At 69.7% G+C, this 21,014-nt stretch carries 18 protein-coding genes and 1 tRNA gene; 1 reads left to right on the forward strand and 18 read right to left on the reverse strand.

Annotation, left to right across the window (positions count from 1 at the left end):
- Window positions 1-24: 24 nt before the first annotated feature.
- The 14 genes from LRS14_RS07465 to LRS14_RS07530 form a co-directional block, all read right to left on the reverse strand.
- A tRNA-Pro gene (locus LRS14_RS07465) sits at window positions 25-101 on the reverse strand.
- A gap of 31 nt (window positions 102-132) precedes the next feature.
- Window positions 133-591 (reverse strand): MerR family transcriptional regulator, encoded by a 459-nt coding sequence (locus LRS14_RS07470; protein ID WP_257800432.1) that lies wholly within the window; start codon window positions 589-591, stop codon window positions 133-135.
- Between the two features lie 34 nt (window positions 592-625).
- Window positions 626-967, reverse strand: a complete 342-nt coding sequence (locus tag LRS14_RS07475) for an integration host factor subunit alpha (protein WP_083440437.1) — start codon at window positions 965-967, stop codon at window positions 626-628.
- A gap of 17 nt (window positions 968-984) precedes the next feature.
- Window positions 985-3,408 (reverse strand): phenylalanine--tRNA ligase subunit beta, encoded by a 2,424-nt coding sequence (gene pheT, locus LRS14_RS07480; RefSeq protein WP_257799117.1) that lies wholly within the window; start codon window positions 3,406-3,408, stop codon window positions 985-987.
- 39 nt (window positions 3,409-3,447) lie between these two features.
- Window positions 3,448-4,488, reverse strand: a complete 1,041-nt coding sequence (gene pheS / locus LRS14_RS07485; RefSeq protein ID WP_257799118.1) for a phenylalanine--tRNA ligase subunit alpha — start codon at window positions 4,486-4,488, stop codon at window positions 3,448-3,450.
- Between the two features lie 86 nt (window positions 4,489-4,574).
- Window positions 4,575-4,931: a 50S ribosomal protein L20 gene (gene rplT, locus LRS14_RS07490; RefSeq protein WP_046112288.1), complete on the reverse strand. Its 357-nt coding sequence runs from the start codon at window positions 4,929-4,931 to the stop codon at window positions 4,575-4,577.
- A gap of 24 nt (window positions 4,932-4,955) precedes the next feature.
- Window positions 4,956-5,159 (reverse strand): 50S ribosomal protein L35, encoded by a 204-nt coding sequence (gene rpmI / locus LRS14_RS07495; protein WP_046112289.1) that lies wholly within the window; start codon window positions 5,157-5,159, stop codon window positions 4,956-4,958.
- A gap of 119 nt (window positions 5,160-5,278) precedes the next feature.
- The gene (gene infC, locus LRS14_RS07500) at window positions 5,279-5,827 is read right to left on the reverse strand and encodes a translation initiation factor IF-3 (protein ID WP_083440438.1); all 549 of its coding nucleotides are present in this window, start codon (window positions 5,825-5,827) and stop codon (window positions 5,279-5,281) included.
- A 71-nt stretch (window positions 5,828-5,898) separates the two neighbouring features.
- Window positions 5,899-7,806, reverse strand: coding sequence for a threonine--tRNA ligase (thrS, locus tag LRS14_RS07505; protein ID WP_257799119.1), 1,908 nt, complete (start codon window positions 7,804-7,806; stop codon window positions 5,899-5,901).
- Window positions 7,807-8,006: 200 nt separating this feature from the next.
- Window positions 8,007-9,116, reverse strand: a complete 1,110-nt coding sequence (locus tag LRS14_RS07510) for a HupE/UreJ family protein (protein ID WP_257799120.1) — start codon at window positions 9,114-9,116, stop codon at window positions 8,007-8,009.
- Window positions 9,103-10,239: a lipopolysaccharide assembly protein LapB gene (locus LRS14_RS07515; RefSeq protein ID WP_257799121.1), complete on the reverse strand. Its 1,137-nt coding sequence runs from the start codon at window positions 10,237-10,239 to the stop codon at window positions 9,103-9,105. Before LRS14_RS07515 ends, LRS14_RS07510 begins: the two co-directional genes overlap by 14 nt.
- 3 nt (window positions 10,240-10,242) lie before the next feature.
- A complete protein-coding gene (locus LRS14_RS07520; protein WP_046112293.1) occupies window positions 10,243-10,527 on the reverse strand; it encodes a hypothetical protein in 285 nt (94 codons plus the stop codon).
- A gap of 13 nt (window positions 10,528-10,540) precedes the next feature.
- Window positions 10,541-12,070 carry a DUF4331 domain-containing protein gene (locus tag LRS14_RS07525; RefSeq protein ID WP_046112294.1) on the reverse strand — a complete coding sequence of 510 codons (1,530 nt, stop codon included), beginning with the start codon at window positions 12,068-12,070 and terminating at the stop codon, window positions 10,541-10,543.
- A gap of 153 nt (window positions 12,071-12,223) precedes the next feature.
- Window positions 12,224-13,303, reverse strand: a complete 1,080-nt coding sequence (locus tag LRS14_RS07530) for a patatin-like phospholipase family protein (protein ID WP_257799122.1) — start codon at window positions 13,301-13,303, stop codon at window positions 12,224-12,226.
- A gap of 500 nt (window positions 13,304-13,803) precedes the next feature.
- On the opposite strand from LRS14_RS07530, the gene mdoH reads away from it, so the two are divergent.
- On the forward strand, window positions 13,804-16,026 hold the full coding sequence (mdoH, locus tag LRS14_RS07535; RefSeq protein WP_257799123.1) for a glucans biosynthesis glucosyltransferase MdoH: 2,223 nt from the start codon (window positions 13,804-13,806) through the stop codon (window positions 16,024-16,026).
- A gap of 71 nt (window positions 16,027-16,097) precedes the next feature.
- Here the strand turns inward: mdoH and LRS14_RS07540 are convergent, their stop codons facing one another.
- The 4 genes from LRS14_RS07540 to LRS14_RS07555 form a co-directional block, all read right to left on the reverse strand.
- The gene (locus LRS14_RS07540; RefSeq protein WP_257799124.1) at window positions 16,098-16,673 is read right to left on the reverse strand and encodes a superoxide dismutase family protein; all 576 of its coding nucleotides are present in this window, start codon (window positions 16,671-16,673) and stop codon (window positions 16,098-16,100) included.
- 70 nt (window positions 16,674-16,743) lie between these two features.
- A complete protein-coding gene (locus LRS14_RS07545; protein WP_257799125.1) occupies window positions 16,744-17,367 on the reverse strand; it encodes a polysaccharide deacetylase family protein in 624 nt (207 codons plus the stop codon).
- A gap of 170 nt (window positions 17,368-17,537) precedes the next feature.
- The gene (locus LRS14_RS07550) at window positions 17,538-18,629 is read right to left on the reverse strand and encodes a glycosyltransferase (RefSeq protein ID WP_257799126.1); all 1,092 of its coding nucleotides are present in this window, start codon (window positions 18,627-18,629) and stop codon (window positions 17,538-17,540) included.
- Complete coding sequence (locus LRS14_RS07555; RefSeq protein ID WP_257799127.1) at window positions 18,626-20,959, reverse strand: Tex family protein; 2,334 nt, start codon at window positions 20,957-20,959, stop codon at window positions 18,626-18,628. The genes LRS14_RS07550 and LRS14_RS07555 overlap by 4 nt, the downstream gene beginning before the upstream one ends.
- Between the last annotated feature and the right edge of the window lie 55 nt (window positions 20,960-21,014).

Here is a 21,014-nt window from a genome sequence, read left to right on the forward strand (position 1 = left end):
GGCACCGGGCTTCGGCTTTTTCAATGGTCGGGGCGGCGGGATTCGAACTCGCGACCCCTTGCACCCCATGCAAGTGCGCTACCAGGCTGCGCTACGCCCCGACTGAGCCAAGCAGTATAGCCTGAAGTTTTCTCAAATGGTGAGCAGGCTGCGAATCGAAAGCAATTCGATGCGCAGCTGGTCGAGCGACACCGCTTCGTGCGGCGCCAACGTGCCGTCATGTTCGTCGTCGAGGTGGTGCAGCTCGTCGGCCTGCAACAGGTCATGGGGTTCGTCATCCGGCCCGTGCAGCTCGGCTTCATGCGCTGGATGGGCAGCGCCGTGGCGGCCCAGGCCCTGCATCTCGGCCAAACGGTTGCGGGCACCGCTGATGGTGAAGCCCTGGTCGTACAGCAGCTCGCGGATGCGGCGGATCAGCAGCACCTCGTGGTGCTGGTAATAGCGCCGGTTGCCCCGACGCTTCATCGGCTTGAGCTGCGTGAACTCCTGTTCCCAGTAGCGCAGCACATAGGGCTTCACGCCGCAGAGTTCGCTCACCTCACCGATGGTGAAGTAGCGTTTGGCAGGGATCGCGGGAAGCGCTTTTTCCATAGAAATCAACGCTCCACGGGTTGGCGCTCAAACTTTACTCGAACTCGTCCGGGCTCGGGATGTCGCCCTGCACCAGGCCCTTCAGTTTATGACTGGCGTGGAAGGTCACCACGTTGCGCGCGGCGATCGGGATCGACTCACCCGTGCGCGGATTGCGGCCGGGCCGGGGCGCCTTGCGCCGGATGTTGAAGTTGCCGAAGCCCGACAGCTTGACGTCGTCGCCCTTCACCAGCGCGGCGTGGATGATGTCGAAGAAGGCTTCGACCATGTCCTTCGACTCGCGCTTGTTCAGCCCCAGCCGCTCGAACAGCAGGTCGGCCAGTTCGGCCTTGGTGAGGGTCGGCGTCTCGAGGGTCGGCAGGATCACGCGGTCCATCGCAGGTTTCTCCTCCATCAGCCGCGCAACCTCGCCTGCAGGCGGCTGCCCAGGCGCTCGACGATGCCGGCCACCACGGTATCGACACGTTCGTCAGTCAGCGTGGCGCTGTCGTCGAGCAGTTCCACACGAACGGCCATGCTGCGCTCGTCGGCAGCGATGTCGGCGGTGGGCGCCTTGGGCTTGTAGATGTCGAACAGCTGCGCATGGCGCACCAGGCCGGAGGCGTCGTCGGTGATGGCGCCGATCAGCGCGTCGTGGGCCACCGTGTCCTTCACCACCAACGCGAGGTCGCGCCACACGGACTGCTGGCGTGGGATCGACTGGAAGCTGGGCACCACCTGGGCAGCCAGCGCCTCGGCATCCAGCTCGAACAGCACCGGCGCCTGCGGCAGGTCATAGCCCTGGCGCCACTTGGGGTGCAGTTCACCGATCCAGCCGATGGGCTGGCCGTCCAGCTCGATGCGCGCACTGCGGCCCGGATGCAAGGCCGGATGCTCGGCGGCGACGAAGGTGGCGCGGCGCGGCGCCAGCAGCGCCTCGACGTCGGCCTTGACGTCGAAGAAGTCCACCGCCCGCTCGGCCACACCCCATTGCAGCGGCTGCGCCGGGCCATAGGCCAGGCCGCTCAGCCGCATCGGCTGCGACACGCCGGCCACGGTGGTGAGCGTGTCCGTCACCGAGGCATCGCGGCGGAACACACGGCCCAGTTCGAAGATGCGCACCCGCTGCGCACGACGCGCAAGGTTGTATTGCAGCACCGCCACCAGGCTGCCGATCAGGCTGGACCGCATCACCGACAGCGGCGAGGCGATCGGGTTCAGCACCGGGATCGGATCGGCATTGCCGGCCAGCTCCTGCTCCCAGCGCGCTTCGACAAAGCTGAAGTTGATCGTCTCCTGGTAGCCCAGCGCAGCCACCGCGCGGCGCAGGGCGTGGCTGCCGCGGCGGGCCTCAGGCCGCACGCGGGCGGTCACCGGCGCCAGCGGCGGCGTGTCCGGCAGCTGCGTGTAGCCCAGGACCTTGATCACTTCCTCGATCAGGTCTTCCTCGATCTGCAAATCGAACCGGTGGCTGGGCGGCGTCACCGTCAGCACGCCTTCGGCCTCGGTGAACGGCAGGCCCAGGCGACGCAGCACGTCGGCGCATTGCGCCTGCGTCACCGGCATGCCGATGACCTTGGCGGCGCGCGCCACGCGCAGCTGCACCGCTTCACGCTGCGGCATGCGGGGCTGCTGGTCGTCGATCGGGCCCGCCTCGCCGCCGCAGATGTCGATGATCAGGCGCGTGATGTGCTCGATGTGCTCCACCGTCAGCGCAGGGTCCACGCCGCGCTCGAAGCGGTGGCCGGCGTCGGTCGAGAAGTTGAAGCGGCGCGAGCGGCCGGCCACGGCCTTGGGCCACCAGAACGCGGCCTCCACGTACACGTTCTTCGTCTCGTCGGACACCGCAGTGGCGTCGCCGCCCATGATGCCGGCCAGCGATTCCACCGCCTGCGCATCGGCGATCACGCCCACCTGGTCGTCGAGCGTGATGGTGTTGCCGTTGAGCAGCTTCAGCGATTCGCCCGCGCGGCCCCAGCGCACCACCAGGCCGCCGTGGATCTTGTCCAGGTCGAAGATGTGCGAAGGCCGGCCGAACTCGAACATCACGTAGTTCGAGATGTCGACCAGCGCGGTGACCGAGCGTTGGCCACAGCGCGCCAGGCGGTCGACCATCCAGGCCGGCGTCCTGGCCTGCGTGTTGACGTTGCGCACGATGCGGCCGGAGAAGCGGCCGCACAGGTCGGGCGCTTCCACCGACACCGGCAGCTTGTCGTCGTGCGAAGGAGGCACCGGCGGAAATTCGGGCTTCCGCAGCGGCGCACCGGTCAACGCCGACAGCTCGCGCGCAACCCCGTACACGCTCAGGCAATGCGCCAGGTTGGGCGTGAGCTTGAGCGTGAAGATGGTGTCGTCGAGCTTCAGCACCTCGCGCACGTCCACGCCCACCGGCGCGTCGTCAGCCAGTTCCAGCAGGCCGCCGTGGTCGTCGGACAGCTTCAGCTCACGCGCCGAGCACAGCATGCCGAAGCTCTCCACGCCGCGCAGCTTGCCCACCTTGATCTCGAACGGCTTGCCGTCGTCGCCCGGGGGCAGCTCGGCGCCCACCAGCGCCAGCGGCACCTTGATGCCGGCGCGGGCGTTGGGCGCACCGCAGACGATCTGCAGCGGGCCGTCCTTCGAATGCTCGCCGGCATCGACGCTGCACACCCGCAGGCGGTCGGCGTTCGGATGCTGCGTGGCCTCCAGGATGCGGCCGACCACGATGCGCGAGAACGGCGGCGCCACCGGCCGCATCTCTTCGACTTCCAGGCCGGCCATCGTCAGCGTGTCGGCCAGTTGCTCGGTGCTCAGCGGCGGGTTGCAGAACTCACGCAGCCAGGATTCAGGGAATTGCATGTCGTCGCTTCTCTTCCAGGGTTCTTCGTGGGCGGGCGCTTACTGGAACTGGCTCAGGAAGCGCAGGTCGCCGTCGAAGAACAGCCGCAGGTCATTCACGCCGTAGCGCAGCATGGTCAGGCGGTCGGGGCCCATGCCGAAGGCAAAGCCGATGTAGCGCTCGGGGTCGAGCCCGAAGTTGCGGACCACGTTGGGATGCACCTGGCCGGAGCCCGCCACCTCCAGCCAGCGGCCCTTCAGCGGGCCGGACGAGAAGGCGATGTCCACCTCGGCCGACGGCTCGGTGAACGGGAAGAAGCTGGGGCGGAAGCGCAGCGTCAGGTCATCGGTCTCGAAGAAGGTGCGGAAGAAATCGGTGAATACCGACTTCAGGTCCTTGAAGCTCACGTTCTCGCCGATCCACAGGCCTTCGCACTGGTGGAACATCGGCGAGTGGGTCGCGTCGCTGTCCACGCGGTAGGTGCGGCCGGGCGCGATCACGCGGATCTCCGGCATCGTCGCCTTGCCCTCGTGCGCCTTCACATGCTGCATCGCGTAGCGCACCTGCATCGGACTGGTGTGCGTGCGCAGCAGGTAGCCGCCGCTGGCGCCCTGCGCATCGACGTAGAAGGTGTCGTGCATCGAGCGCGCGGGGTGGTCGGCCGGCGTGTTCAGCGCGGTGAAGTTGAACCAGTCGTTCTCGATCTCCGGGCCGTCGGCCACGTCGAAGCCCATCGAGCCGAAGATGGCCTCGATGCGCTCCAGCGTGCGCGACACCGGGTGCAGGCCGCCGGTGCCGCGGCTGCGGCCGGGCAGCGTCACGTCCAGCGACTCGGCCTTCAGCTGCGCCTGCAGCTCGGCATCGGCCAGCGCCTGGCGGCGCTCGGTCAGCGCGGCTTCGATGCGCTGCTTGGTGGCGTTGATCTCGGCCCCGCGGGCCTTCTTCTCGTCGGGCGGCAGCTGGGCCAGCGACTTCAGCAGCTCGGTCACGCGGCCGGCCTTGCCGAGGAAACGCGCCTTGGCGTTCTCCAGGTCGGCGGGCGTCGCGGCCTGCGCGAACTGCTCTTGCGCCGCCTGCACCAGGGAGTCGAGATCGTTCATCTTGATTCGGAAATGAAAAAGGCCGCCACCAAGGTGACGGCCTTGAAGCTTGGGGGCGACGCGCCGCGCGAACGGCGCGCGCCGGATCAAGCGAGCTGGGCCTTCACCTTGTCGACGATGCTGCCGAAGGCAGCGGGGTCGTTGACGGCGAGATCGGCCAGGACCTTGCGGTCGATGCCGATGTTCGCCTTCTTCAGGCCGGCCATGAACTTGCTGTACGTCACGCCCAGCTCACGGCTGGCCGCGTTGATACGGGCAATCCAGAGCTGACGGAACACGCGCTTGCGGGTACGACGGTCACGGTAGGCATATTGCCCGGCCTTCATCACCGCCTGCTTGGCGATGCGGAAGACGTTCTTGCGACGGCCGCGGAAACCCTTGGCAAGAGCCAGGATCTTCTTGTGACGAGCGCGTGCGGTTACACCACGTTTGACGCGAGGCATGGTTTTTCTCCTTACTCAGAAATCTTAAAGACCCGCGAACGGCAACATCTGAGCCATGTGGCCCATGTTGGTCTCGTGCACATTGACGGCGCCACGCAGGTGGCGCTTGTTCTTGGTCGACTTCTTCGTGAGGATGTGGCGCTTGAACGCCTGACCGCGCTTGACGGTGCCACCCGGGCGAACGCGGAACCGCTTGGCCGCGCTCTTCTTGGTCTTCATCTTGGGCATGACTGCTCCTTCTTAGTGACCCCTGCAGGCGACTGCAATGGACTTGCAGTGCTTGTTGGCCTGTCAGCGGCTTCTCTTCAAACCCTGCGGTGACCAGACCGCAGGGCCGAATCTCGTACTTACTTGCGCTTGGGCGCCAGCACCATGATCATCTGGCGGCCTTCGAGCTTGGGCATGTTCTCGACGACGGCCACGTCGGCCAGCTCGTCGCGGATGCGTTCCAGCAGCCGCATGCCGATGTCCTGGTGGGTGATCTCGCGGCCGCGGTAGCGCAGCGTGACCTTGCCCTTGTCACCATCTTCAGCGATGAAGCGGCGCAGGTTGCGCATCTTGATCGCGTAGTCGCCTTCGTCCGTGCCCGGACGGAACTTGACTTCCTTGATCTCGATGACCTTCTGCTTGCTCTTGGCTTCGGCGGCCTTCTTCTGTTCCTGGTACTTGAACTTGCCGTAGTCCATCAAGCGGCACACCGGGGGGTCGGCGGTGGCGGCGATCTCGACCAGATCGACGTCCAGCTCGCCCGACATCCGCAAAGCCTCCTGGATGCTCACGATGCCCAGCGGCTCGTTGTTCACCCCGTTCAGGCGCACTTCGGGCGCCATGATTTCGCGGTTCAGCCGGTGCTTGCGCTCCGCATTGGGAGTGCGACGGTCAAGGAAAGTAGCGATGGTTCAGACCTTCAAACGAGCCCAAGGCAAGCAACGGCTCGACAGTGATGACGGTGCGTTCACGGGGGAACTCAGACCTTGCCGGTGATGTCCGCCGCGAGCTTCTGGACGAAGTTGTCGAGGGGCATCACGCCGAGATCCTGGTTGCCACGTGCACGCACGGCAACGGCCCCGCTTGCCTTCTCCTTGTCGCCAACGACAAGGATGAACGGAACCTTCTGCATGGAATGCTCACGGATTTTATAGGTGATCTTCTCGTTGCGCAAATCGACCAAGGTTCTAACCCCTTGTTTTTGCAGCGTTTTCGCAATATCGGAGGCGTATTCGGCCTGGCCGTCGGTGATGTTTGTGACAACAACCTGCACCGGCGCGAGCCAGGCGGGCATCGCGCCGGCGTGCTGTTCGATCAGGATGCCGATGAAACGCTCGAGGCTGCCGACGATGGCGCGGTGCAGCATGACGGGCGTCTTGCGCTCGCCCGACTCGGCCACGTACTCGGCGCCCAGGCGCTCGGCCATCGAGAAATCGACCTGCATCGTGCCGCACTGCCACTGGCGGCCCAGCGCGTCCTTCAGCGTGTACTCGATCTTGGGGCCGTAGAAGGCGCCGTCGCCCGGGGCGATGCGGAAATCGACGCCAGAGCGGCGCAGGCTTTCCATCAGCGCGTACTCGGCCTTGTCCCAGATCTCGTCGGAACCGATGCGGGCGTCTGGCCGCGTGGCTACCTTGTAAATGATGTCGGTGAAGCCGAAGTCGGCATACACCTTCTGCAGCAGCGCCGTATAGGCCACGCATTCGTCGAGGATCATGTCCTCGGTGCAGAAGATGTGGCCGTCGTCCTGCGTGAAGCCGCGCACCCGCATGATGCCGTGCAGCCCGCCCGTGGGCTCGTTGCGGTGGCACTGGCCGAACTCGCCGTAGCGCAACGGCAGGTCGCGGTAGCTCTTGATGCCCTGCTTGAAGATCAGGATGTGGCCGGGGCAGTTCATCGGCTTGAGCGCGTAGTCGCGCTTCTCCGATTCCGTGACGAACATGTTGTCGCGGTACTTGTCCCAGTGACCCGTCTTCTCCCACAGCGTCTTGTCCAGGATCTGCGGGCCCTTGACCTCCTGGTAGCCGTTGTCGCGGTAGACGGCGCGCATGTACTGCTCCACCTGCTGCCAGATGGTCCAGCCCTTGGGGTGCCAGAACACCGTGCCGGGCGAATGCTCGTCCAGGTGGAACAGGTCGAGTTCGCGGCCGAGCTTGCGGTGGTCGCGCTTCTCGGCTTCCTCGATGCGCTTGATGTAGTCGTCGAGCTGCTTCTTGTCGGCCCAGGCGGTGCCGTAGATGCGCTGCAGCTGCTCGTTCTTCGCGTCGCCGCGCCAGTAGGCGCCCGACAGCCGCGTAAGCTTGAAGTTCTTCAGGAAGCGCGTGTTCGGCACGTGCGGGCCGCGGCACATGTCCACGTATTCCTCGTGGTAGTACAGGCCCATCGCCGTCTCGTCGGGCATGTCGTCGATCAGACGGAGCTTGTAGTCCTCGCCGCGCGACTTGAACACCTCGATCACTTCGGCGCGCGGCGTCATGCGCTTGATGACGTCGTAGTCCTTGGCGATGAGCTCGCGCATGCGCGCCTCGATGGCGGCCATGTCCTCCGGCGTGAAGGGGCGCTCGTACGAGATGTCGTAGTAGAAGCCCTCCTCGATCACCGGGCCGATCACCATCTTGGCCGTGGGATACAGCTGCTTGACCGCATGGCCGACCAGGTGGGCCGTGGAGTGGCGGATGATCTCGACGCCCTCATCGTCCTTGGGCGTGATGATCTGCAGCTTGGCGTCGTGGTCGATGCGGTCGCTGGCGTCCACCAGCTTGCCGTCCACCTTGCCGGCGACGGTGACCTTGGCCAGGCCCGGGCCGATGGACTGGGCGACTTCGGCCACGGAGACCGGACCCGCAAACTCGCGTTTCGAGCCGTCGGGCAGTTGGATGGCGATCATGGAAAGAATGCTCCGGAAATGAAAAAAGCGCGGGACAAGCCGCGCTCGATTCGTTCAGTGTGCGTGCACCCGGGTGCAGGCAGAAAGGGACGTGACAGCGCGGCGGCTAGCCTGTGGGGGCCATGCTCCTAGTTCGCGGTGTCATAACCGTCATGCCTTTCTCGCTCTTGTGGGGGCTTGAATGAGGGCCGGATTCTAGATCAGGCCAGCGCCGTGCGCTGGACCAGCCACCAGGCCGCCACGCCGATGGCCGCCGCCGAGCCTCCACGCAGCACCGCGGGCACATACAGCGCCGCCCGGCGCAGCAGGTACAGCAGCGGCACCACCGCGGCCACGATGGCCAGCTGGCCCAGCTCCAGCCCGAGGTTGAAGCGCAGCAGCGCCCAGCCGAACTCGGCCGCCGGCAGGTCCAGCTCGCCCAGGACGCCAGCGAAGCCGAAGCCATGCACCAGGCCGAAGACGAAGGTGACCAGCCCGCGCCGGCGGCCGAACAGCGGCCTCAGGTTGTCGATGGCGGCGATGGCGATGGTCACGGCGATGGCCGGCTCCACGAACCAGCCGGGCAGGCTCACCAACCCAAGCGCGGCCAGCGCCAGCGTGATGGAGTGGGCCAGGGTGAACAGCGTGACCACGCCCACCACCGGCAGCGCCGCCTCGCGCCAGTGCGCCACCGGCGCCCAGCCCGGCGCCTGGCCTGGCGTGCGACGCAGCACGGCCGGCAGGATCAGGCACAGCAGAAACAGCAGGTGGTCGTACCCGGTGACGATGTGGTGCACGCCCTCGGCCAGGAAGGAGGCCGGCGCGGCCTGGTGCGGCGCCGCGGTGGGGTCCAGCAGGCGCGGCGTGGTACGGCCATCGGCCGCCACCAGCTTGGCGATGCCGCGGTGGGTGGGATCGACCTCGGCCAGCAGCGTGTAGCTCATGGGCGCCTCGGCCGCCACGCTGCAGGGCGCGGTGAACTGCAGCACCGCATAGGCGCCGTCGGCCCGGCGTTCCAGCAGGGGGCCGGCGACAGGCTGCCAATCGCAGCCCGCCACCTGCAGCCGCGGCAGCACATGGGCGGTGATGGCCGGCCAGGCCTGGCGCACCTCGCCCCAGGTGAGCCGGCGGTCGCCGTCGGCGTCCAGCGCGGGCAAGGCGGCATCCAGGTCACGCAGGGCGACGTCCCAGCGCAGCTCGGTACCGCCCTGCGGCGACGCCTGGAACACGAGGTAGGCATCGCTGGATTGGTGGGCCAGTGCGCTGCCGGCCAGCGCCAGCCACAGCAGCAGGAGGCCGGGCAGCGCGCGCAGGCGCTCAAGGCTGCGCATGCAGCAGGGCTTGCAGGCGTTGGTCATGGAGTCCCATCGCTTGGGTGGTCTGGCGGGCCTGCTGCAGGGCCGCGGCATCCTGCGCGGCGGTGGCCACGCGGGCCAGCAGCAACAGGTCGAAAGGCTCGCGCTGGGTGGCGAGGTTGGCCTGCGCATGGCGCACGGCGGCGGGCAGGTCGCGCTGCACCCACCAGGCGAACAGGGCCAGCTCGCGCAGGTGGCCGTCCTGGCCGCCGGGGCGCTGCGCGGCCTGCTCGTAGCGCTGGCGCAGCTCGGCTGCGTCGGCAGGACCGCCGCCGGCCGCCACGCGGCGCAGCAGCACCGGATTGCTGCGCGGCTGGCCGTCCAGCAGTCGGAGCGCCTCCTGCGGGCGGGCCGCGTCGATCAGCAGGTCGGCCAGGGCCAGTGCCGCATAACGGTCCTGCGGATCGGCCTGCAGCGCGGCCCGCAGCGCCTGCTCGGCGGGTTGCGGCCGGCCGGCGCGCTGTTCCAGCTCGCCCAGCGTGGTGAGCAGCCAGCCGCGGGTGCCGGCGTCCCGGGTCTGCGGCAGCAGGCCCAGCAGCTGTTGGCGGGCCGCGGTGGTGTCGCCCCGCAGGGCCTGGTTTTCGGCCAGGCAGGCCTGCGCATGCAGCCGGGCGACGGCCTGCTGCTGCAAGGCGGTGCAGGCGGCGTCGGAGTCCGCATAGCGGCCGCGCAGCCGGTGCAGCGTGGCCAGGGTGAGCCAGGCCTGAGGCTGCCGGGCGTCCCGCGCCAGCAGGGCCTGCAGCCGCGCCTGGGCGCTGTCGAAGCGGTGGATCGACTGCTCGGCGGAGGCCAGCGCCAGCACCACCGGTGCCGGTGCCTGGGCATCGGCCGCCCAGGGCTGCAGCAGGGCCAGCGCCCGCCCGGCGAAGCGCGGGTCGCCTTCCGCATGGGCCTGGGCCATGAGTGCGCCCGCTTCATGCACCGCCAGCGTCGGGTCGGCGGCCACCGCCGGCCCGGCCGGCGCCCGGCGTGCCGGCAGCGACTCGACCAGCTCGGCGTCGCTGGCCGGCCGCCACGGCGCGGCCGCTGCCGTGCCGGCCGCGGCCAGCAGCAGCGCCGGCAGCGCGGCGCGGACGGCGATGAAGCGCAGCCGCCTCATTGCTCAGCCCAGCGGCTCGGGCTCGGTGCCTTCGGGCGTGGGCGGCGTCACCGCCTCGATGCCCACCGGCTCCCGGTCCTCGGGCTGCAGTGCCACCAGCGAGCGCAGGTAGGCGACGAAGCCGGCGCTGTCGGCGCTGGCGCTGGCGGGCACGCCGTCCAGCGGACCGCCGGCATTGCCGGGACCGCCATCGTCACCGTCGCCGTCGGAGCCGCCGAAGCAGCCCGCCAGCACCAGCGTGCAGGCGGCCAGCACGGCCACGGTGCAAAGCTTTGCATTTCGGGTCATGGTGCGGCTCCTTTCAGCGGCTGCCGGGCAGCGGCGTGTCGGCATAGGGGAAGCTGGGCAGCAGCGTCACGCGGGCCTGGTCGACGGCGTCGTGCAGCCTGAGCGACGTGGCGCCCAGCGGCACGTTGGCCGGCTTGCAGTCGGCGCCCAGCTTCAGCGCATTGGCATCGCCATTGAGCATGCACAGGCCACCCATCACTGCCACCAGCGAGATGTCCACCACGTCGTCGCGCAGGCGGCGGCCGTTGGGATAGCCCGCCGCATCGCCGCCGGCCAGGCCGAGCCGGTTCTGCTGCGCCTCGGGCGTGGGCGGGGTGCTGGTGTTCAGCCGCAGCATCTCCGAAGGCACCACGCCGGCCGGCTGGTTGACGCCGGCGATGCCGGTGAGGAAGGTGGTGACCAGGTCGGTGCGCGGCAGGTTCTTCGGCGCGGCACCGGCGGCCGGCAGCACGACTTCCAGCAGCGCGGGCAGCGTCGGGTGGGTCACGTAGTCGGCGAACTGGGCGTCGTCCTTCGGCTTGCTGGCGTTGAAGCGGTCCTTGTCGGGCAGGCCGATCACCACCTCATTGACCAGCGGCATGCCCAGGCGCGACACCTGCGTCCAGGCGCCACCGGACTTGGCGGCGGTGCCGTGGCCCTTCGCCGGCGCCGGGTCGAGCAGGCTGCCCTGGCGCAGGCTGGCGGTGGTCCAGCCGCCGATGACCGGCTCCGCGCCGGCGGTCAGGCAGCTGCGGTGCACCTCCAGGGCCAGCGAAGTGACGTTCTTGTTGGCCAGGTCGTCGCGGCCGGCATTGATGTTGGCGGGGTCGGTGATGACGCCCACCGGCGCATTTACCAGATCGAAGATCGTGCCCAGGTTCACCGCGAACGGGTCCTTGCGCTGGCCGACGAACACCCGCGCCGGCTGCGCGCAGCCCGGCACGGTGACGGTGTAGATGTGCTTGCCGGCATAGGCCGCGTAGTCGGCAATCGTCTTGGCGCCGATGTTGTCCACCGGCTTGTCGAAGCGCGTGGCGCCGCCGCTGGCCTGGGTGACGGCCGCCCGGGTGCCGCCGCGGCGGTCGCCGCGCACCACCTCGAGCGTGAAGCTCTCGTTGAGGTTGAGCGTGGCCGCGCGCGGATCGCTCACCGTGCCCGACTGGATCAGCGGGATCGGCACGTTCTTGCCGCCGATGGGCAGCGCCGTGCCCTTGAGCGTGTTCTGGAAGCGGAAGGCGAAGGTGATGTCCTCCTTCGCATCGCCGTTGTTGTCGATGTGGATCTCGTACAGCGCGTTCGGGTCCATCGAGAAGTAGTTGGGCCCGCCGTACGGATCCTGCAGCGGCAGGTAGTCGGCGATCAGCGTCACGTAGCCGGTGCGGTTGGGCTCGTAGCTGGAGAACATGTAGAAGTCGGTCGCGTCCACCTTCGGCGTGCCGGTGATGGACGGCGCCTCCCGGTGGCTGGACGCCTGCGCGGCGGTGGCGAGCAGCAGGCCGCTGGCAAGCGCGGCGACGAGGGGCAGCAGGCGGACCTGCGGGGCGGTGTGGGGTGTCATGGTCATCCTCGGCATCTCCTGGACAGCCGGGCCGGCAAGGGCCCGGTGGCGGGACGGCGAGGGGCTGTGCCGCTGCCGTCTGCTGGGCTGTACGCAGGCTTGCCGACATCGGATTCACGTTTCGGACACCGCGGCGAAACAGGCGCCGCCCGCGGCCGGCTACACCAGCGGCCGCGCCTCGATGCTGGGTCGAGCGGCCAGCGCCGCGAAATCGTCCGCCAGCCGCTGCGACTCGGCCAGCGCCCGCCGCCACAGCCGCACCCGCGCGGGCACGTCGTGCGCCAGGCGCTGGAAGTCGGTGCGGTCGGGCAGCTTGCCGCCCGGCAGCGACTGCGCCACCCAGTGCGGGTCGGGCGCCAGCACCACCACGTTGTCCAGCCGGTGGCTGGCCCGATGGCGGCTGCGCCAGGCCTTGTCCAGCCAGCCGGGCACCAGGCTGGACTGGAAGTGCGGGTAGAGCACCAGGCCCTCGGCCATCGCGGCGTAGTCCAGGTGCAGGTGGTAGTCGGTGATGCCGCCGTCCCAGTAGGCGCCGGGCGGGGCGCCGGGGATGTCGCGCACCGCCTGCAGCCAGAAGGGGATGGAGCAGCTGGCCAGCACGCTGGGCCGCAGGTTGACGGGCGACAGTGGCACGGCATGGGTGCGGAAGTCGGTCAGCGGCACCGGCAGCGCATCGCGCGCATCCTGGAACACCACGCGCTCCAGCCAGCCACCCATCGCGCTGCGGCTGACGGCATTGCTGGCGAAGGCGCCCAGGTAGCCGAGCGGCGTGCGCCAGCGGCCTTCGCGGCGCAGCAGCGGATGGTGGCCGCGGCTGGTGAACACATGCAGGCGGTAGCGCGGGTGCTGCAGCACCTCGGCTTCACGTCCTGCGAAATGCTCCGCCAGCTTGGCGCCGAACACCTCGCTGACGTGCGCGGGCAGCGGCGGCTTGCCGGGCCGGTGCTCGTAGGTCTGGGTGATGTAGTCCTCCGCGAGGCGGGCCAGCGCGGCGTCCGGGTCCGCGAGGCAGGCCGATGCCATGCGCCAGGCGCCGATGGACGCGCCCAGCAGGTGCACCGGCTGCGCGCCGCCGCCGGGCAACCAATGTCCGAAGAGGTAACGGTCGAGCGGGTTCAGCGCGAGGCCCTTGGGGCCGCCGGCAGCCGCCGGCATCACCCGCACGTCGGCCGGCTGCAGGCCGTGTTCCTGCAGGTGTTGGCGGGCCCGCGGGCCCGCCCAGATCTGAAGCGCAGTCATTCCGTATGGCGGCCGGGCGGCCAACCGGTTGTACGCAAGGATTGTTGCACCGCGACATTGTTGGATACGCTATCGACCACCACGCACTCGCACTTCGGTCCACAGTGGCGTCACTCATGCAGCCGCAGCCTCTTTCCCCTCGCACGGTGACGTGCGCCGCCCCTCGCGGGAGCGGTGCAGGTGCACCCGTCGAACGGGGCGGCGCGGTCTGCGGCAGGCTGGCTGGCCTGCGCCGTGCGACCGGAGTGTCGCGCGGCAACAACAGCAGCGTGCGCGAAGTTGGCAAGCAGGCACAGCGGCCCACCGGCCCTGCGGCGCGTTGTCATCCATGAACGCGCCCGCAACATTCAAGACAGGCTGCAACCGTTGTCCGTCCGCATCCGCCGACGGAACGTTGTGCCTCCCACGCATTCTGAAGGTGCGCTCCTACAGCGGGGACCTGGGCTAACCCCCAGACTCGCTGCGCACCCCGCTCAACACTGAACCACCACATCACCACCATGGCAGATTCCGATACACAGCACCGCGCGGCTTCCGCGCCCCCGCTGCGCCGCGGCTCGATGCCGCCGCGCCCCTGGTTTGGCGTGCTCCGTGGACTGGCGCTGGCGCTGATGCCCGGGGTGCCCAGATTCCCGAAGGACCGCAGCAGCCCCTGGCGCGCTGCGGCCGACCGCCGCCGCACCATCTTCCTGTGGACGGTACTGCTGGTCAGCGGCGTGGCCACCTGGCTGCTGCCCGCCACCGACGGCGACATGACCGCGGTGGAGATCGTGCAGACGGGCCTGTTCGCGCTGCTGTTCGGCTGGCTGTCGGCCGGCTTCATCACCGCGATGATGGGCTTCAAGGTGGCGCTGTTCGGCGACAAGCATGCGTTGACGCTGCCCGACGAGCGCATGCCGCTGGACCCCACGGCGCGCACTGCCCTGATCATGCCGATCTGCAACGAGGACATCGACACGGTGTTCACCGGGCTGCGCAAGACCTGCGAATCGCTGGCCGCCACCGGCGCGCTGAAGCTGTTCGACGTCTACGTGCTGAGCGACAGCTCCGACCCCGCCATCCAGGCCGCCGAGGTGGAAGCCTGGAAGCAACTGCGCCGCACCCTGGGCGACGACGGCGAGCCGCTGGCCGGCGAAGGCCGCATCTTCTACCGCTGGCGCAAGCGCCGCACCAAGCGCAAGGCCGGCAACGTCGCCGACTTCTGCCGCCGCTGGGGCAACAACTACCGCTACATGGTGGTGCTGGACGCCGACTCCACCATGACCGGCGAGACGCTGGTGCAGATGGTGCGCATGATGGAAGCGCACCCCAAGACCGGCATCCTGCAGACGCTGCCGCGCACCCAGGGCCACAGCACGCTGCACGCCCGTACCCAGCAGTTCGCCTCGGCCGTCACCGGCCGGCTGTTCGCGCTGGGCCTGGCCTACTGGCAGCTGGGTGAATCGCACTACTGGGGCCACAACGCGATCCTGCGCATCGAGCCCTTCATGAAGCATTGCGCATTGGCGCCGCTGGAAGGCCGTGGCGGCCTGTCGGGCGAGATCCTGTCGCACGACTTCGTGGAAGCCGCGCTGATGCGCCGTGCCGGCTACGAGGTGTGGCTGGCCCCCAACCTGGAAGGCAGCTTCGAGCAGCAGCCGACCAACCTGCTGGACGAGCTGGGCCGCGACCGCCGCTGGTGCCAGGGCAACCTGCAGAACTTCCGCCTGATCGCCGAACCGGGCTGGCAGCCGGTGCACCGTGCCATGTTCTTCACCGGTGCGCTGTCGTACATCACCGCGCCGGTGTGGCTGGCCTTCGTGGCCGCCGGGGTGTGGCGTGCCGCCACCCAGCCCGAGGTGGATGCGAGCATGCCCGGCCTGCTGGCCGCCGCCGGTGGCGAGGCCGCCGCGCTGTGGGCGCTGACGCTGACCCTGCTGCTGCTGCCTCGCCTGCTGGGCGTGGTGGGCGTGCTGCTGCGCAAGGAGCAGGCCCTGTTCGGCGGCACGGCGCAGCTGCTGCGCAGCTCGGTGGTGGAGCTGTTCCTGTCCGCCCTGCAGGCGCCGGTGCGCATGCTGGCGCACACCATGTTCGTGATCGGTGGCCTGACCGGCCTGAAGCTGCAGTGGAAGTCGCCCCCGCGTGACGCCGAGAGCCTGGGCTGGAAGGACGCCTTCACCCGCCTGGCGCCGATGCTGCTGCCGGCGCTGGCCCTGTTCGGCGCCGCGATGCTGGTGGATGCCAACGTGAGCTGGATGCTGGTGCCGCTGCTGCTGGCCACGCCGCTGGTGGTGTACGGCAGCCGTGAACAGGAAGCCGCCGACGGCCGCCTGCCGCGCACGCTGCTGACCCCGGTGGAACATGCGGTGCAGGTTCGCCTGGGCCTGATGGCGCCGGCCAGCGCCGGCCGTGCCAGCCGCCGCCCCGCCCTGCCCTCGCCGGCGGCCACGGCAGGCGTGGCGCTGGCCCCGGCCCGTGCGATCGGCCGCTGGCCGACCAAGGTGGCGCTGGCCTTCGTGCCGGCAGTGATGGCCACGGCCGTGCTGGCGCCGCAACCGTTGGCCACCAGCCCGGAACCGCCGCGTGTGGTGGCCGAGATGGACACCCGCTATGCCGAGCGCGTGCCCGCCAAGCGCCCGGTGCGCACTGCCGCCGTGCGGGTGGATGTGCGCAGCAAGATGACCAGCCCCGCGGCCGTGCTCCCGCCGGCGGTGGTCACCGACGAATCGGTGGCCGACAGCTGATCGGCCCTTCAGCCGCGGCTGGAACGAAGACGGCGCCCCGCGGGGCGCCGTTTTTCTTGGAGCCGTGCCGGTCAGCGGGCCGCGATCACGCCGCAGGCCAGGCGGGCGCCGGCATTGCCGGTGGGCTGCGAACGGTAGTCGTCGGCATTGGCATGCACGATGACCGCCTTGCCCAGGATGTCGGCGGCGCCGCCGCCGATGCCCAGGCCGGGCAGGTGCACCCGCAGTTCGGCCTCGCCGGCCGCATCGGCCTTCAGGTTGGGCATGTCGCCGGCATGGTGGGCGCCGCCGCTGCCACGCGCGCCATGCGGATGGCCCTCCGGGTTGAAGTGACCGCCGGCGCTCATCGCGTCGCTGGCGCTGCAGTCGCCCTTCTCATGCACATGGAAGCCGTGCTCGGCGCCGGGCTTCAGGCCGCTGACACGGGCCACCGCCATGACATGCTCGCCTTCGCGGAAGAACTGCACCGTGCCGGTGGTGGTGCTGCCCTGCGTGGGCGCCAGTTGGGCCACGGCCACCGGGCTGCCCTGGGTGCCGGCCATGCCATGGTGGCCATGCATGCCACCGCCGGCGCAGCCGGCCAGCAGGGCCGCGGCGGCGCTGGCGGCCAGGGCGTGGAAGGCGGTGGATCGGGACATCGGGGTCATCGGCTTCTCCTGTGTGTTGGATGAAGCAACCGGCAAAGGCCGGGCCTGCGCCGGGGACCGCCGGCTGTCGTCAGGCCGGCGCCATCGCCGCATGGCCCGGGCGGGCCAGAGCCTCGCCCTTGGGCGTGTCCTTCAAGTAGAGCTTCCAGAGGAAGCCCAGGGTGTTGTCGCCATAGGAAATGGCCTTGCGCGGCAGGGCCAGCGGATCGAACTGGGCGGTGGCGGCACCGCGCTGGCAGGTCACGCCGCTGCTGTAGCCGGCCTCGGCCGCGGCCTTCAGCGTGTCCACCGTGTGGGAGCCGTAGGGGTAGCACACATGCGGCACCTCGCGGCCCAGCTCCTGCTGCAGCCGCTGGCGGCTGTCCAGCATCTCGGCCCGCTGCACCTCCACCGGCTGCTCGGCCAGGCGGATGTGGCGGAAGGCATGGCTGCCCACCTCGATGCCCAGGCCGGCGATCTCGCGCAGGCGGGCGTAGCTCATCAACGGCGGCGTGCCGCGGCCGTGGCCGGCCAGCCAGCTGGCGCCACCGCCCGCCTCGCCTGCCACCGCGTACGACACGGCCGGATAGCCGAAGTCCTGCAGCACCGGCACCGCATGCTCGTAGAAGTTCTCGCAGCCGTCGTCGAAGGTGAGCACCGCGGCCCGCTCGGGCATGGGCGCGCGGCCCTGCAGCGCGGCCAGTGCGTCGGTCATCGACAGCACCTTCACCCCCCGCCCACTTCAGCGCCCGCATCTGCGCGCGGAACTTGTCGACGTCACAGTAGCCGGCGCGGTGCGCCTTCATCGGCGGGAACTTGCCGACCTGGTGGTACATGAAGATCGAGATGCCGGGCATCGGGCTGCTTCCTCGGGTGGATGGCGGCTCAGGCCGCCCGGCCGCGCCGCGCGGCGCGCGCCTCGTCGTAGGCCGCCACCGTGTTGCGCACCATGATGTCGGCAGTGAAGCGCCGCTCGTAGATGTCGCGGGCCGCCCGGCCCATCGCCACCCGCAGCGCGCTGTCGCTGCCCAGGCGGACGATCGCGTCCGCCAGCGCCTGTGCATTCTCCGACGGCACGAGCAACCCGCTCGCCCCCTCGGCAATGATCTCCGCATTGCCGCCCACCGCGGTGGCGATGGCCGGCCGGCCGGCGGCGCAGGTTTCCATCAGCGTGAGCGACAGCGCCTCGTGGCGCGAGGGCGCCAGCACCACGTCGCAGGCGGCCAGCAGCTCGGGGATGTCCTGGCGCTGGCCCAGGAAGCTGACGCGCCCGGCCAGGCCCAGGCGCTCGGCCTGCGCGCGGATCTGCGCGGCCCAGGGCGTGTCGGTGGCGCCGGTGATGGCCAGGTGCACCGGCAGCGTGGCCGGCAGCAGCGCCAGTGCGTCCAGCGCCACGTCGTGCGCCTTCACGTCCACCAGGCGCGAGTTCATCAGCAGCTGCAGCGGCTGTTCGGGCGTGGGCCCGGCCAGCCGCGCGGGCTGCATGCCGATGTCGGGCACCGCGGAATACACCACCGACACCTGCGCCGCCGGCAGGCCGTGCTGCACCAGGTGGTCGCGCACCGCATTGGAGACGGCCAGCAGCTTCATCTCGGGACGGAACCAGCGCCACGAGATCATCGAATTGGCGCTGGCCACCGCGGCCACGCCGCTCCAGCGCGAGGCCCAGTCGGCATAACGCCCGCCGCGCTGCGCCTGGCCGTGCAGCACGTCGGCCCGCCAGCGGCGGGCGAAGCGCGCCAGCTTCCAGGCCGACAGCGGGTCGTACATGCCGTGCATCGGCACATGCAGGCAGGTGTGGCCGTCGGCCCGCATGCGCTCGCCCATCCAGCCGTCCAGCGGACCGGCGAAGGCCACCTGGTGGCCGCGTTCGGCCAGCGCGGCCGAGGTGGAGACGACGCGGCGCTCCATGCCGCCGAGGATGTGGCTGTGCGCCACCATCACCACGCGCCGGGGCGCCTGCCCGCTGGCCGTCACTTGCGGCCTTGCAGCTTGGCAAAGGCCGCTGCCATCGCGCCGCCGGCCGCTGCCGGCTCGGGCGCGCCGCGGCCACGTGGTGCGCGCTGGTCGCGCGTGGGCGGGCGGTAGCCGCCGGCATCGGCGCCCTTGGCCGGCACGGCGGTCTCCAGCTTCATCGTCAGCGAGATGCGGCCGCGCGCCAGGTCCACCTCCAGCACCTTCACCTTGACGATGTCGCCGGTCTTGACCACCTCGCGCGCATCGTTGACGAACTTGTTGCTGAGCTGGCTCACGTGCACCAGGCCGTCCTGGTGCACGCCCAGGTCGACGAAGGCACCGAACTGCGCCACGTTGCTGACCGTGCCTTCCAGCTGCATGCCGGGCTGCAGGTCCTTGATGTCCTCCACGCCTTCATTGAAGCGGGCGACCTTGAAGTCCGGGCGCGGGTCGCGGCCGGGCTTTTCCAGCTCGGCCAGGATGTCCTTGACGGTGATGGCCCCGAAGCGTTCGTCGGCCAGCGCCTCGGGCTTGAGCTTGCGGATCACATCGGCATTGCCCACCAGCTCGGCGATCGGCCGGCCGGTGCTGCAGATGATCTTCTCCACCACCGGATAGGTCTCGGGATGCACGCCCGACTGGTCCAGCGGGTTGTCGCCGTCGCGGATGCGTAGGAAGCCTGCCGCCTGCTCGAAGGTCTTGGCACCCAGGCCGGACACATCGAGCAGCTGCTGCCGGTTGCGGAAGGCGCCGTGCGCATCGCGCCAGCGCACGATGGACTGCGCCACCGCATTCGACAGCCCCGACACCTGCGCCAGCAGCGGCGCCGAGGCGGTGTTGAGGTCCACGCCCACCGAGTTCACGCAGTCTTCCACCACCGCGTCCAGCGTGCGGGCCAGCTCGCTCTGGTTCACGTCGTGCTGGTACTGGCCCACGCCGATGCTCTTGGGGTCGATCTTCACCAGCTCGGCCAGCGGGTCCTGCAGCCGGCGGGCGATGCTCACCGCGCCTCGCAGGCTCACGTCCAGATCGGGCAGTTCCTTGCTCGCGAACTCGCTGGCCGAATACACCGAGGCGCCCGCCTCGCTCACCACCACCTTGGTGATCTTGACGTCGGGCGCCAGCGCTTCCACGCGCTTGATGAGGTCGGCCGCCAGCTTGTCGGTCTCGCGGCTGGCGGTGCCGTTGCCGATGGCGATCAGGTTCACGCCATGCTGCGCCACCAGCCGGCCCAGCGTGTGCAGCGAGCCCTCCCAGTCGCGCCGCGGCTCGTGCGGGTAGACGGTGGAGGTGTCCAGCACCTTGCCGGTGTCGCTGACCACCGCCACCTTCACGCCGGTGCGGATGCCGGGGTCCAGCCCCATCACCACCCGCTTGCCGGCGGGTGCGGCCAGCAGCAGGTCGCGCAGGTTCTCGGCGAACACCTTGATGGCGGTGGCCTCGGCGTTCTCCCGCAGGCGGGAGAACAGGTCGCGCTCGATGCTCAGGCTGAGCTTGACCTTCCAGGTCCAGCCGATGGCCTTGCGGATCAGGTCGTCGGCCGGGCGCTTGGCATGGCTCCAGCCCAGGTGGCGGGCGATGCGGCCTTCGGCGATGCTGGGCTGGCCGGGCACCGGCACTTCATCCAGCTTCAGCTTGGCTTCCAGCAGCTCCAGCGTGCGGCCGCGAAACACCGCCAGCGCGCGGTGGGAGGGCACGGTGCGGATCGGCTCGGCATAGTCGAAGTAGTCGCGGAACTTGGCGACGTCGGCGTTCTGCTCGTCCTTGCCGTCCATCAGCTTGCTGGTGAACAGGCCCTCGGACCACAGCCATTCGCGCAGCGGGCCCACCAGCGCGGCGTCCTCGGCCCAGCGCTCGGAGAGGATGTCGCGCACGCCGTCCAGCACCGCAAACGCATCGGCGAAGCCGCCTTCCGCATTGGTGAAGGCAGCGGCCTCGGCCATCGGGTCCAGCGACGGATCGGCGAACAGCTTGTCGGCCAGCGGCTCGATGCCGGCCTCGCGGGCGATCATGCCCTTGGTGCGCCGCTTGGGCTTGAAGGGCAGGTACAGGTCTTCCAGTTCCTGCTTGGTGGGCGCGGCCTCGATGGCGGCGCGCAGCTCGGGCGTGAGCTTGCCTTGCTCGTCGATGCTCTTGAGCACCGCGGCGCGGCGGTCCTCCAGCTCGCGCAGATAGCCCAGGCGGGCTTCCAGGTCACGCAGCTGGGTGTCGTCCAGGCCGTCGGTGGCTTCCTTGCGGTAGCGGGCGATGAAGGGGACGGTGGCACCGCCGTCCAGCAGGTCGACGGCGGCTTTGACTTGGGCCGGCCGAACCTGCAGTTCGGCGGCGATTTGCAACAGGATCTTGTCCAAGGCAGGCACGGGAAACCACGGGAAAGGGCCCGAAGTGTGCCACCGCCGGCCCGCA

This window comes from Aquincola sp. J276 (assembly GCF_024700035.1).
GTDB classification, from domain to species: Bacteria; Pseudomonadota; Gammaproteobacteria; order Burkholderiales; family Burkholderiaceae_C; genus Aquincola; species Aquincola tertiaricarbonis.